This window comes from Mucilaginibacter sabulilitoris, assembly GCF_034262375.1.
Lineage (GTDB): Bacteria > Bacteroidota > Bacteroidia > Sphingobacteriales > Sphingobacteriaceae > Mucilaginibacter > Mucilaginibacter sabulilitoris.
Genome location: NZ_CP139558.1, coordinates 2,512,340 through 2,524,358, shown reverse-complemented (window position 1 = coordinate 2,524,358; position 12,019 = coordinate 2,512,340). Strand labels below are relative to the sequence as shown.

General features: G+C 42.3%; 13 protein-coding genes. 6 read left to right on the top strand and 7 right to left on the bottom strand.

The genetic code is table 11. From position 1 onward, the window contains the following. Window positions 1-2 precede the first annotated feature (2 nt). The 4 genes from SNE25_RS10900 to SNE25_RS10885 form a co-directional block, all read right to left on the bottom strand. On the bottom strand, window positions 3-2,360 hold the full coding sequence (locus tag SNE25_RS10900) for a TonB-dependent receptor (protein WP_321565130.1): 2,358 nt from the start codon (window positions 2,358-2,360) through the stop codon (window positions 3-5). 309 nt (window positions 2,361-2,669) lie between these two features. Further along, complete coding sequence (locus SNE25_RS10895; protein ID WP_321565129.1) at window positions 2,670-3,041, bottom strand: hypothetical protein; 372 nt, start codon at window positions 3,039-3,041, stop codon at window positions 2,670-2,672. A 59-nt stretch (window positions 3,042-3,100) separates the two neighbouring features. Further along, window positions 3,101-3,457, bottom strand: coding sequence for a hypothetical protein (locus tag SNE25_RS10890; RefSeq protein ID WP_321565128.1), 357 nt, complete (start codon window positions 3,455-3,457; stop codon window positions 3,101-3,103). A 155-nt stretch (window positions 3,458-3,612) separates the two neighbouring features. Then, window positions 3,613-3,978, bottom strand: a complete 366-nt coding sequence (locus SNE25_RS10885) for a hypothetical protein (protein ID WP_321565127.1) — start codon at window positions 3,976-3,978, stop codon at window positions 3,613-3,615. Window positions 3,979-4,159: 181 nt separating this feature from the next. Here SNE25_RS10885 and SNE25_RS10880 point away from each other — a divergent pair, with 181 nt between their 5' ends. After that, window positions 4,160-4,459 carry a hypothetical protein gene (locus tag SNE25_RS10880; protein ID WP_321565126.1) on the top strand — a complete coding sequence of 100 codons (300 nt, stop codon included), beginning with the start codon at window positions 4,160-4,162 and terminating at the stop codon, window positions 4,457-4,459. Between the two features lie 35 nt (window positions 4,460-4,494). On the opposite strand, the gene budA is transcribed toward SNE25_RS10880, so the two are convergent. Further along, window positions 4,495-5,307 carry an acetolactate decarboxylase gene (gene budA, locus SNE25_RS10875; RefSeq protein WP_321565125.1) on the bottom strand — a complete coding sequence of 271 codons (813 nt, stop codon included), beginning with the start codon at window positions 5,305-5,307 and terminating at the stop codon, window positions 4,495-4,497. 147 nt (window positions 5,308-5,454) lie between these two features. On the opposite strand from budA, the gene SNE25_RS10870 reads away from it, so the two are divergent. Both SNE25_RS10870 and SNE25_RS10865 read left to right on the top strand, forming a co-directional pair. Continuing rightward, on the top strand, window positions 5,455-6,162 hold the full coding sequence (locus tag SNE25_RS10870; RefSeq protein WP_321565124.1) for a DsbA family oxidoreductase: 708 nt from the start codon (window positions 5,455-5,457) through the stop codon (window positions 6,160-6,162). A gap of 154 nt (window positions 6,163-6,316) precedes the next feature. Further along, window positions 6,317-7,468, top strand: coding sequence for an MFS transporter (locus SNE25_RS10865; protein ID WP_321565123.1), 1,152 nt, complete (start codon window positions 6,317-6,319; stop codon window positions 7,466-7,468). Window positions 7,469-7,471: 3 nt separating this feature from the next. Here the strand turns inward: SNE25_RS10865 and SNE25_RS10860 are convergent, their stop codons facing one another. Then, complete coding sequence (locus SNE25_RS10860) at window positions 7,472-7,741, bottom strand: hypothetical protein (protein WP_321565122.1); 270 nt, start codon at window positions 7,739-7,741, stop codon at window positions 7,472-7,474. 112 nt (window positions 7,742-7,853) lie between these two features. On the opposite strand from SNE25_RS10860, the gene nhaA reads away from it, so the two are divergent. Further along, window positions 7,854-9,152 (top strand): Na+/H+ antiporter NhaA, encoded by a 1,299-nt coding sequence (gene nhaA / locus SNE25_RS10855; RefSeq protein WP_321565121.1) that lies wholly within the window; start codon window positions 7,854-7,856, stop codon window positions 9,150-9,152. Between the two features lie 37 nt (window positions 9,153-9,189). After that, a complete protein-coding gene (locus tag SNE25_RS10850; protein WP_321565120.1) occupies window positions 9,190-9,642 on the top strand; it encodes a hypothetical protein in 453 nt (150 codons plus the stop codon). A gap of 44 nt (window positions 9,643-9,686) precedes the next feature. On the opposite strand, the gene SNE25_RS10845 is transcribed toward SNE25_RS10850, so the two are convergent. After that, window positions 9,687-10,811 carry a glycoside hydrolase family 26 protein gene (locus SNE25_RS10845; RefSeq protein ID WP_321565119.1) on the bottom strand — a complete coding sequence of 375 codons (1,125 nt, stop codon included), beginning with the start codon at window positions 10,809-10,811 and terminating at the stop codon, window positions 9,687-9,689. Between the two features lie 401 nt (window positions 10,812-11,212). Here SNE25_RS10845 and SNE25_RS10840 point away from each other — a divergent pair, with 401 nt between their 5' ends. Then, window positions 11,213-12,019 (top strand): MlaE family ABC transporter permease, encoded by an 807-nt coding sequence (locus tag SNE25_RS10840; RefSeq protein WP_321565118.1) that lies wholly within the window; start codon window positions 11,213-11,215, stop codon window positions 12,017-12,019.

Here is a 12,019-nt window from a genome sequence, read left to right as displayed (position 1 = left end):
AATCAATATTTTGAAAATGAATAACTGATGCCTAAAGTGTATGTACGCGGCGGCGCGGCGTTGTAAGTATCGCCATACTGGTTACTGGTTACTGTTGTGGCATACAACTTATTGGTTAAATTGAGCACATTAAACCAAATGCCCGCTCCCTTGAGTACGCTGCTTTTAATATCATAACCTAAACGCAGGTTGTAAATATCATAACCGCTATAAGTTTTGGTATTGGCAGGGTTGGTATAATACTGATTTATATGCTGCCACTCGGTAGCTATCCTGAAACCAGGCAAATATACAGGCTTATAGGTAAGCTCCGAATTGGCTATCCAGGCAGGCGCATTATTCATTCGGTTGCCATTATAGCTGATTACTGTATTGGCACCGGTGCTGTAATTGGTAGTTACTTCGCTGTATTTCAGGTAGGTGTGCCTTGCATTTGTACCACTAAACCTAAAGGTAAGTTCCTTTACGGGAGCCAGCGTCAATGCATACTCCACACCCCGGTGACGGGTAGCACCTGCGTTTTGGTTTTGTGTGGTGTTATCTGGCAGCAGTTGGTTAATGATCTCGTTATGCCCTTCCAGATCAAAAAGACTCAGTTCAAAGTACAGTTTTTTATCAAACGCCGAAAACCAACCCCCTACCTCGTAATTATCGAAAGTAGCCTGTTTTAGTGGGGTTAACTGACGCGAACTATACAGGTCACCGGTCTCAGGTGGTTGAAAGCCCACACTATAATTAGCATATAAACCCTTGTTGCTGCCAAGGTTATACGTAACACCCAATTTAGGCGCCAGTATATTAAAGTTGTTGGTTTCCTGCTGTTTGTACTTGCTTTGATCCGGAGGTAAACCATTGGTAAAATCATAATGTACACGATCATAACGCAAACCACCTACTATGCGCAGGGCTTCAACCGGTTTTATCTCGTATTGCAGATAAGCCGCGGTATTAAAAAGCTTAATGCGGTAATCGTCTATATACCTGCCCGTGTTGGTGAAGCCGGTGTAGTAATTGTTTTGTACATCTTTGTCGATGTTCAGAAACTGGGCGTAGTATGAGCTGGGACTGTCATCCATATAAACACCCGCAATTAAGCGCGAATGCAGGAAATCAAAATCGGTACGGTGCTGTGCAAGTACACCATAGCTCTGAAACTTCTGGTCATTAACCTGCCCGTTTGAGCTCAGATATTTGCCGGTATTATCCCTTACATCCGAAATATAGTAGCTGGGCAGCTGCGCTGTTGAGTTATCCCTGAAGAACAGGGTTACAAAGGTACTGTTCTTATCGTCCCACTGATGATCGAGCCGGGTACTGGCCCTGAATGCTTTTACCTTACGATAAGTAAAACGCGAATTGGAACCATAACTGCGGTTATAAAAGTGTGCGCTATCCAAGCTGCCCGGAGTTTGCGTATTGAGATAATTGTAGGCCGCTGATGTAGTTAAACGGGTGGAAGGGCTAAAATCATACGTGGTTTTAAAGTTGCCCGAGTACTTGTCAAAGTCAGAATAATCCTGCCAGCTATCGCGCTGACGCGCTATATATCCACCCACGTACAGGCCAAACTTACCCTGGCTGAAACCACCATCGGCATCAACACGGCGGTAATGGTAATTATCGCCCTGAACAGATAAATTGCCTGCATAACCTGTCGGCGGGCCCTGCGTAATAAAGTTTACCGCTCCGCCAATGGAGTTACTGCCGTACAGCGACGAAGCCGGACCTTTGATCACCTCGATATCCTTAACACCCGACATGTTAATCTCATACAGCGAGTTATGGTTAAAGATACCCGTAGGGCGTATGGGCAAACCATCTTCCATATATAAATAGAGCGCATTATATGTAATTGGCTGGCGAATGGCCATGGTATGCTGCTCATTGCCTAAGTTAACCATGTAAACACCGGCCACCTTATTTAATAACTGGTAGAGCGCCGTAGCTTTGGTATCCTTAATTTGGGTGGAGTTTATTTTACTGATAGCGATGGGCGCATCCTGCCGGGCCTGCCCTTCCCTGCTGGCGGTTACAATAACCGGTTGGAGATCTACAGTGGACGGTTCCAGTGCTATATCAAGGCTTTGCCCTTTTAGCTGAGCAACCTCAACAATACGTGCATTGTAACCAACCATGGCAAATTTGAGCCTGGCTATATTTTGTATGTTAAGGCTAAAACGTCCCTTCGCGTTGGTCGTGGCCAGTTTTTCGCCATGAACAGCGTCTGCATTACAAACCGATGCACCTACTAATGCTTCGTGCGTATTGGCATCAGTTATGGTTCCCTGCAGGGTAGCCTGGCCGTAAACCAGCGGTGAAAGTGATAAAAAAAATATAAATAGAATTAAATATTGTTTCATGAATAGTGTATCAGGGACCTAAGCCCCGGTATAAAATTTCAGTGTAGGACATCAGTGTTCTCGGATTTTGACGATACCTATGGCTGTCATACTGAGCTTGTCGAAGCATGGTATGTGGGCCTCTGCGCGCAATCCTTCGACACGCTCAGGATGACAAGTCTCTCTTTTACATTGTGAACGATAGCTGCGTAAATTGCATCACTTGCTAACGCCCTGTGAGATTGCTTCGTTCCTCGCAATGACATATCTATACAACTTGACATAGCAAAGCCATCAATCCAAAAAAATCCGGGAAAAACAAAGTGGAAATTATCCTAACTGCGGAGGGTGGAAAACCATACCTGCAGGTTTGGGCGGCAAGGTACAATCATACGGGGTTACAATAACTTGCAACAGGCTGGAGTGGAATTTAATATCAGTTGAACTGATAACATAAACCTCCTGAAAGAGGCTTTTTTGCGATTGCCTTTCATCGCTGGCCTGCTTCTCCTCTGCCTGTTTTATCTTTTTCGAAAAATAACATTTACCATCGCAATGCAACCAGGGCTTGTTCCGGTTTTCGCAAAGCTTGGTAGCAATATAATTCTTGTTCAGTTCAAAACCCGCGTAAATAAAAAATCGCGAGAAATTAACTGTAACCAGCGAAAAGATGAGTAAATAGGCTGTTATACGTTGCAGCATGTTGCCGCAAAGGTAAGTCACACTTGTTAAATAATCAACCGTTAAAGTAAAAAACAAGTTTAGTTACCGCGTTTAAGTATGGCGCTCAGGTGCTGGCCTTTATATACAATATGCAATTTGATCGAATCGGGGTAAATTTTACCGGTATGCGGGGCATTGCCATCGGGTACGGGCACATTAAACGAAAAGTCATTTCCGTTTATCATGCCATCGGTAATATTTGCATCGCACTGCGGCATGTGTGCGGTGCCCGTAAGTTTACCGCTATCAACCTTAAAGGTATAATTTAGCTGAAAAGTACTGCTATCGGGAAGATTTAAAACACCCGTCCATTTGCCATTAATGTCTGAAATGGGGGCAAAGCAAACAACAAAAAACAACAAGAACGGAGCAATTGCAAACATCTTCTTTTTCATGGCAGGGAGCATTGCGGGCAGCATTTAATCATTTGCCGTTAAGGAGATACAAATGCCTGGTTAAAAAGTTTTACAAATAAAAAAACCTTACCAACTGGTAAGGTTTTTTGTAGTTATTGTATCTGAAAAAATCCCCGGATAATGCCCGGTGAAAATCATTTACTTTCTTCTGGTCTTTTTAATACCGAGTGTATTTTTGAACCGTTAATTTCCAGGTCGATGCCGGTAGAATCACCATAAAATTTACCGGTATGCGGTATATCCATCCCGCTGGTTGTTACACTGAACGAAAAAGTGGTACCGTCAGTTTTGCCGCCGGCAATTTCCACATCACCATCAGGAGTTAATGCGGTTCCGGTTAACTTATCGCCGTCAACCTTAAAATTGTACAACAAGGGGTATTCAGTACCATCGCCCATAACTAATTTTCCGGACCATTTGCCATTAAGATCAGCAATGGCTGCTAAACAAACCATAAAGCAACCTACCAGCATTGTAGTAGTAAAAATCTTTCTTTTCATAACTAATATTTATTTTACCTAAGATAATGTGTTTTTTGTTAAAAATCAGTTAAGTACAAATTATTTAAATCATCATTTAATAAGCAAAAACATACCTATAAGCATCATAACCACTCTATTTATTTTCACATATTAACTGAATGTTATTTAGCGGCACAAATAATTGTTTAATTTTGCCGCAATGAAAAAAGTGGAAGTATTAAAGCTGATGGACTTGATTGAAGATATCAAGAAACTTGACGAATTGATTGCGGCGAACCGTAAAAAAAAGACATCAGATTTTGTGCTGAACCAGTATGAGGCCAAGAAACTCAAAATGATTGGTTCCATTATCAATGAACTGGCCAATCCGCCCATCCAATCATTGGAAAGCTACCTGCTTATCAAAAAAATCCTGAACAAATACTATCCCAATATAGCCGAAGATGAACTTATGAACGACGGCGATATCAGTAAAATTATTGCTGTTATTGAAGGATGAGATTTTACTTTTGTTGCAACAAAAGTAAATGACAGTTATTGTTTCTTCCCGTTCTCTACGCTTTTAATCTCTTCTTTTCTGTCTTTCGCAAAATCAAAATGATCAAATTCGGGAGTTTGCGGTATGTCAAAGGTAAAGCTGCTAAGCGGGTCTATCTCAACGGTTATGTCTTCTGCTGTGAGGTCAACCACATGCCCTCCAAAAGCCTTATCGGCAGATAAAAAATGAAAATGATAACCGGCAATATGAGGGCCCTCTATCAATTTAGGAATCCGGAAACCAATCAGGTCGCCATTCATATCTGCATGATCAAAAAAGTGCTGCCTGTCGAGCATCGACGCCAGCGGTAAATAAGGTTTCTCAACCGGCGGAAAAGCGCGGGCTTTAACCAGTTTAAATTTGCCGCTTACATGTATGGCATAAATACCATTTTGGTTAGTGAGCAAACTATCCAGATAGCTATAAAATGCAGCTTTGTTTAGCGTGCCTGTATGTTTAAATACCCTAACCGGTCTAAAAAAGCAAACTACGGCATAGGGCGTTTTACCGGTATCAGCAATTTCTGTGGTTTTACCAGATGATTGGGTTTGGTATAGGTGACCATTAAAAACCAGCAGTTCGCCATCAAGCCTTGCCGGTGCCCCCAAGCCAAAATTACCATGCTGCTTCAGCTGCTTATATGGGTAATAAGCATCATACAGCCCTCCTATAAATGCCGAAGCCAAACCAGCGCTGAACAAATTATTTTCATTGGTATTTACCGGCTTTGTTTTTTGCTGGGCAGCAGCGGTAAAACTGTAACCGATGGTTGCCAATAATAAATAACAATACAGGGGTATTCTTTTCATAGCGGAAGATAATAAATGTTTGCAAAGCAATTATTTTATAAACAGGCATGCAAATATTTATAACCTTATCTATCTTAATTTTACTTTCCCCTTACGGTGATGCGGGATGCGTATTTTAGTTTTGTGGATATCATAAAAAGAGATAACATGAAAATAGAAATATGGTCGGATGTGATGTGCCCTTTCTGCTACATTGGCAAACGCCGGTTTGAAGCTGCCCTTCAGCAATCAGGACATCAGGGTGAAATAGAGGTTGAATGGAAAAGCTTTCAGCTAAACCCGTACATGAAAACCGATCCGTCTATAAATATTAACCAGTACCTGGCCGAAGCAAAAGGCTGGACGCTGGATTATGCCCGACAGATGAACGACCATGTGACCCAAATGGCCGCAGAGGTTGGTCTTACCTATAATTTCGACAAATCTGTTGTAGCCAATAGTTTTAACGCTCATCGTTTCAGTCACCTGGCTAAAAAACATGGCCTTGGCGATAAGGCCGAAGAGGCGCTGTTTAACGCATATTTTACCAATGGACTTAATATTGATGACCAGGATACACTTATTAAGCTGGGAACAGCCATTGGCCTCGACGCCGCTGAAATAAAGCAAGTGCTTGATACCGATGCCTATGCTGATGATGTAAAAAATGACATCAACGAGGCACAGCAATTGGGCATAAGGGGTGTTCCGTTTTTTGTATTGAATAATAAATATGGCATATCGGGCGCGCAGGCAGTCCCGGTTTTCCTGGAAACCATTGAAAAATCATTTTCCGAGTGGCAACTCGAAAATAACAAACCTTCATTAACCATTATTGAAGGAGACACATGTTCGCCCGATGGTGATTGTGGCTAATACAATAACAAGACCATCAGCAAATTACAAATTGCAACCGTGTAATGCACGTTAATGTAAAAAACGTTTAACGCATTAAACTGTAAATTAATTGCTATATCTTTGTAAGATCATATTGATAGTGTACTTTGTACACTTAGATGTAAAATTTACAATGATCGATACTGCCGTCTTACCTGCTCCAATATCAAAAAAAGCGCTTCGCATTGCTGTTGGGGCAATGTTTTTCATGGCCGGGCTAAGCTTTTCAAGCTGGGCGTCACGTATTGCCACGGTACAACAGGAACTCGGCCTTTCTGATGCCGCTTTAGGCGCCGTACTGTTTGCGCTGCCGGTGGGTTTAATGTGTTCGCTCCCCTTCTCGGGCTGGGTAATTACTAAAATAGGTAGCCGGAAACTATTGATAAGCGCCTTACTGGTATATTCTATGGCCCTGGTAACTTTAGGCCTGGCGCAGAATGCTTTTCAGTTAATTATTTGCCTGGTATGTTTTGGTTTTAGCAGTAACGCGGTTAATATATCAGTTAATACACAAGCTGTAGCTGCCGAAGAACTATATCAAAAACCCATATTGGCCTCGTTTCATGGTTTGTGGAGTTTGGCGGGGTTCACTGGCGCGGGTGTAGGTACTTATATGATAGCCAATGGCATTGCGCCTTTTCGTCATTTTTTAGTGATGATGGCTGTTATTTTTATTGGAGTTATTGTATCTGCCCGTTACCTTAAAGATGATAAAGTTGCCAGCACCGGCCCCGTTTTTGTAATGCCCGACCGCTCCCTGATCAAATTAGGTGTTATAGCCTTTTGTTCGATGATATGCGAAGGCGCCATGTTTGACTGGAGCGTGATCTATTTTAAAAAAGTAGTGCTTGCACCAACCGCCATGGTAGGTGCCGGTTTTACCGCATTTATGTTCACCATGGCCGGCAGCAGGTTTTTTGCCGACTTCTTTGTACATAAATTTGGCTTAAAACGCATATTGCAGGTTAGCGGCTCGTTAACAGCAATAGGATTGTTAATAGCAGTATTGTTTCCTTATATTTATACAGCTATGGCTGGTTTTTTACTGGTTGGTATAGGCGTATCTTCTGTAGTACCCATGGTTTTTAGCGCGGCCGGTAAATCAAAAACCATGCAGCCGGGCGTGGCGTTAGCTGCCGTATCTACCATAGGTTTTCTTGGCTTTTTGATAGGACCGCCTGTTATAGGGTTCATTGCGGGTATTGCAACCTTAAGGGCCTCATTTATCCTGATAGCAGCTATGGGCATTTCCGTGGCCGTAGTATCTACCAAAGCAAAACTCTGATCATTATTCTTTATTCAGGTCGGCTTCAGTAGGATTAAGCAGGTATTCAAACTGCTCATGTCCGTTATGAAATATAAAGTTAAGCCGTTCTTTAGCAACGTCAATATCCAGCGACATTAACCCTAAGGTTTGCGGCAGGTTATCCCTTATTACCTTTAGGTCGGTTATGTGTGGCATGTCAATAAATATATCTTCGCCGCTGGCTTCAATTTTCCATCCCGGCAGGTGGGCGTTGTGCAATACATTAAGCCACTTTTGCTGATAAGCGTTCATAATTCAAGTTTATTAATAAAGCTTCAAATGGAGAAATTGGTTTTAAATAATTTCTTTGTTTAGCCATAAAGTCATCCCCGGTTATCCGTATAATTCATTAATTTAGGCCACAATGAGTCAACCATCACCCATTGATAAAATAACCGCACCGGTAAACAGGTTTATTCACCAGGAACATACCAGCGGTATTGTACTTTTTATTAGTGTAGTTATTGCCATTATATGGGTTAACTCACCTTTACAGCACTTTTACCACGAATTGTGGGATATAAAATTCTCCATCGGTTTCGGCGGGCAGATGCTTGATCACTCCCTTCATTTATGGATAAACGACGGCCTGATGGCTGTATTCTTTTTTGTAATAGGCCTTGAGTTAAAACGGGAATTTATAGCCGGCGAGTTGTCCACGGTAAAAAAAGCATCTCTGCCTATGGTTGCAGCTTTAGGCGGCATGCTGGTACCTGCACTTATTTATTTTTTGATAAACAAAGACACATCGGCAGAACATGGCTGGGGTATACCTATGGCCACTGATATTGCCTTTGCCCTGGCCCTACTTTCGATAGCAGGTAAACATATACCAACATCGGTAAAGGTATTTTTATCAGCCCTTGCCGTTGCCGACGATCTGGGGGCGGTGTTGGTGATAGCCATATTTTATAGTTCGCACATTGCGTTAATGCCGCTAACAGTTGGGGCATGGCTGCTGGTATTGTTACTCATTGGCAATAAAATGGGGATCAGGAATATCAGCTTTTATCTGATCATTGGTTTTGGCGTTTGGGTAGCTTTTTTATTATCTGGCGTACATGCAACAATAGCCGGTGTATTGGTGGCTTTTACCATACCTGCCCGCACCCGCATTAATGAAAAAAGTTATGCAGAGAGCATCCGAAAACTTTTATTTGATTTTGAGAAGGCCATTCCCAATAATAGTACACTAACTACGCCTGAGCAACATGATACCATTGAGCAAATAAAAACATTAAGCGCAGATGCCGAAACTCCGCTGCAAAAAGTGGAGTTTTCGCTACACCCGTGGGTAGCCTTTGTAATTATGCCGGTTTTTGCCTTGGCCAATGCCGGTATAGTTATAGGTTCGGGCTTTTTTTCGTCGCTGGTTAACCCGGTTAGTTTGGGTGTGACAATTGGTTTGCTGGTGGGTAAGTTTGCGGGTGTATTGCTCGCTACCTGGCTTATGGTAAAATTTGGCGCGCCACTGCCGGCCGGGGCTACCTGGAAACAAATAATTGGCGTGGCGCTGCTGGCGGGTGTGGGCTTTACCATGTCGCTATTTATATCCGGACTTGCGTTTACACACGCTGAAATGATTGACCAGGCTAAGTATGGCATCTTGTTAGCGTCGCTGCTGGCCGGTGTGCTTGGGGTAATGGTGTTGAGAAAATCTTAAATTTGGACAACAACCTAAGTTATAATATTTGTTAAGCATGAACCGATCCGTTGATATTACCGACCGCAAGGAATTACGCAGTTTATTGTTAAGCCTCGATGCCGGAACCTCACCGATTTGGGGAAAAATGAAAGCCCGGCAAATGGTGGAGCACCTGGTTGACCAGGTACAATGGACAAACGGGAAGAAAATAACTACTTGTGACAGACCAGCCGAAGAAGCCTATCAGGCCAAACAGATCATGATTTACACGAATACCGAAATTCCGAAGAATATATTTTTAGAAGAACTACCAGAAAATTATTTATACGCCAGTATCGAAGCAGCTGTTGATCAGCTTATGTTGGAACTGGCTGATTTTGACGCCTATTTTAAAGAACCCGGCATTGTTTCTATTCACGCAGGATTTGGCCCTATGAATTACCAGGAATGGGTGATGTGGCATAACAAGCATTTTACCCATCATTTAAAGCAGTTTAAGCTTTTATAACTGTTAGCCCACAAACTCCGCCTACCTAGTCAGCATAACTTTTTTTATTTTGAACTATTGGGTTTGCTGTACACGCTCAGCGGTGTTATCCTATTTTGAAATATGATCCGGGGACTATTATAAAACTTGATAAAATCATCGGCACTGACTTGTCCCGGATACGGGGTAAAATAGTGACTTGAATTGCCGTTTCGCCAGGCCATAGCGTATGACACTTTATGGTTTGACAGCGTTGGCAACAGAATTTTAGTCCACCAGTCGGCCATGGGTATTTGCACATAACCGGTTTCGGGCAGGCAGGTCAACTTATGGTGCTTAGCGGCTATAACATCTAAAATTGCGAGGCGTTTCTCCATATTACTCTGATAATCAGACACACTATTGGTGCAATAGTTATCAAACCCAATAAAATCGGCATAGTGATCACCGGGATACCGCTCCATAAATTGTTCTTCCGAGTCAAAATCGGCTGTTGAATATACTATCAGCAAATTGTGCAGCTTTTTATTTTTGCGCAGGTAATCAATGGTAAAGCGCCACAATGTTTTAAATTCATCGGGGGTACAGGTGTTTTTACCCCACCAGAACCAGCTACCCGTAAGCTCATGAAAAGGCCTGAAAAGTATAGGTATAGCCTCGCCTCCTGAGCCTTTTAAATCGGCTATGTGAGCGGCAGCTTTATCAAGCCAGGTTACATAAGCATCATGATATGCGCCACCTGGAATCAGATCTTTTACCGTGCGTTGGGTTGTATCCCAGGCGGTTTTACCATTCACTGGGTTATCCATGTGCCAGCAGTAGGTATTAATACCGCCGCGGTCGTAAGCTTCTTGTACCAGTTGTTTTTGCAGCCTAAAAGGTATGCCGTTAATATCATTAATACTATCATACTCAACCCTGGCCAGATCCCAGCCATATACAGCCGGGTATGATCCGGTAACGCTTTTTACGTCAGAGCGACCAGGTTCAAACCGCCAACCTACCCCATAAGCAGTATCATCATGGTGACCAAACATTACACCTGCGCCAACCAGACGCTGCATACTATAAAACAATGCCTTTGTTTCAGCGGTGGCTTTTTTGTCGCTTGGGTTATATAGTTGTGCCTTCGCCAGCAAATTGTAGAAAATTAAAAATAAAATTGCAATGTACCTTAAAACGCATTTCATGATAAGACAAGATTATAAATAAATTAACACTTTTGGGGTCGTTTTTGGGGTATTTTCAGAACATTTTCAAGGCTTTTTGTACAATAAAAGTTAAATTTTACAATCTTTTAACTATATTTTTCCAGGCTAAGTTATTCTATATAAATTTTAACTCTTAGGTTTGCAGCAATTGTGGTTTTAACTTTCAACCAATATGGTCAAAAACTTAAACTCAATTTAACATGTTGTTCAATTTTGCTTGCCTACCTTACACAGAAAAGCCCGGTATACAATATTATACCAATCTGTTTTTACAATGTAAGGCATAAAAAAAAGACAATGCGTCCGGCAGCAAACAAATACAATAAGTTATTGTAGAGTAACCATAATCAAATTGTACAAATACCTACTATATCATATTAATGGATACAGCAGAAAGCACGCCAGCGGTATACAAGAAAAACTCAAAGCTTAAACAAAGCTTTATAAACTTTTTTACCGACCTGTATAAGATCAATCAATTCATCCTTCGCTTTTTTAAAGAGGCCTTTGTGCCCCCTTTTGAACTTAAAGAAGTAGTACGTCAATGTTTTGAAGTGGGCGTACGCTCCTTTACCTTAATATCAGTAACTGGCTTTATTGTAGGTGTAATATTCACCAAACAGTCAAGGCCGTCCTTATCTGAGTTTGGGGCGCAGTCATGGTTGCCCTCGCTGGTATCTATCGCTATTATGCGCGCGCTGGCGCCTTTGGTAACCGCGCTTATAGCATCGGGCAAGGTAGGTTCAAGTATAGGCGCCGAACTGGGCTCCATGCGGGTTACCGAACAAATTGATGCCATGGAGGTATCGGGTACAAAACCCTTTAAGTTTTTGGTATGCACACGGGTACTGGCCACAACGCTTACTATCCCTATTTTATCAACCTATACCGGTCTTATAGCCATATTGGGCGGATATCTGAATGTAAGCCAGAATGAAGGCACCAGTTGGAGCACCTTTATACAGCAGGTGTTTGAACCTTTAACATTCGTTGATTTTGTGGCCTCATTAATTAAGTCGATAGTGTTTGGCTTTACCATTGGTATTGTGGGTTGCTACCAGGGTTATAACTCCAATAAAGGTACGGAGGGTGTGGGTAAGGCGGCCAACGGCGCGGTGGTAACCGCGATGTTCCTGGTGTTTATTGAAGAAGTAATTATTGTACAGATAACCAGCTGGTTCCGTTAA

Coding starts and splice junctions, on each gene's coding strand:
- SNE25_RS10890 (WP_321565128.1), bottom strand. CDS start 3,457: ATGAAAAAGAAGATGTTTGCAATTGCTCCGTTCTTGTTGTTTTTTGTT.
- SNE25_RS10885 (WP_321565127.1), bottom strand. CDS start 3,978: ATGAAAAGAAAGATTTTTACTACTACAATGCTGGTAGGTTGCTTTATG.
- SNE25_RS10840 (WP_321565118.1), top strand. CDS start 11,213: ATGGATACAGCAGAAAGCACGCCAGCGGTATACAAGAAAAACTCAAAG.
- nhaA (WP_321565121.1), top strand. CDS start 7,854: ATGAGTCAACCATCACCCATTGATAAAATAACCGCACCGGTAAACAGG.
- SNE25_RS10850 (WP_321565120.1), top strand. CDS start 9,190: ATGAACCGATCCGTTGATATTACCGACCGCAAGGAATTACGCAGTTTA.
- SNE25_RS10895 (WP_321565129.1), bottom strand. CDS start 3,041: ATGCTGCAACGTATAACAGCCTATTTACTCATCTTTTCGCTGGTTACA.
- SNE25_RS10845 (WP_321565119.1), bottom strand. CDS start 10,811: ATGAAATGCGTTTTAAGGTACATTGCAATTTTATTTTTAATTTTCTAC.
- SNE25_RS10860 (WP_321565122.1), bottom strand. CDS start 7,741: ATGAACGCTTATCAGCAAAAGTGGCTTAATGTATTGCACAACGCCCAC.
- SNE25_RS10870 (WP_321565124.1), top strand. CDS start 5,455: ATGAAAATAGAAATATGGTCGGATGTGATGTGCCCTTTCTGCTACATT.
- budA (WP_321565125.1), bottom strand. CDS start 5,307: ATGAAAAGAATACCCCTGTATTGTTATTTATTATTGGCAACCATCGGT.
- SNE25_RS10865 (WP_321565123.1), top strand. CDS start 6,317: ATGATCGATACTGCCGTCTTACCTGCTCCAATATCAAAAAAAGCGCTT.
- SNE25_RS10900 (WP_321565130.1), bottom strand. CDS start 2,360: ATGAAACAATATTTAATTCTATTTATATTTTTTTTATCACTTTCACCG.
- SNE25_RS10880 (WP_321565126.1), top strand. CDS start 4,160: ATGAAAAAAGTGGAAGTATTAAAGCTGATGGACTTGATTGAAGATATC.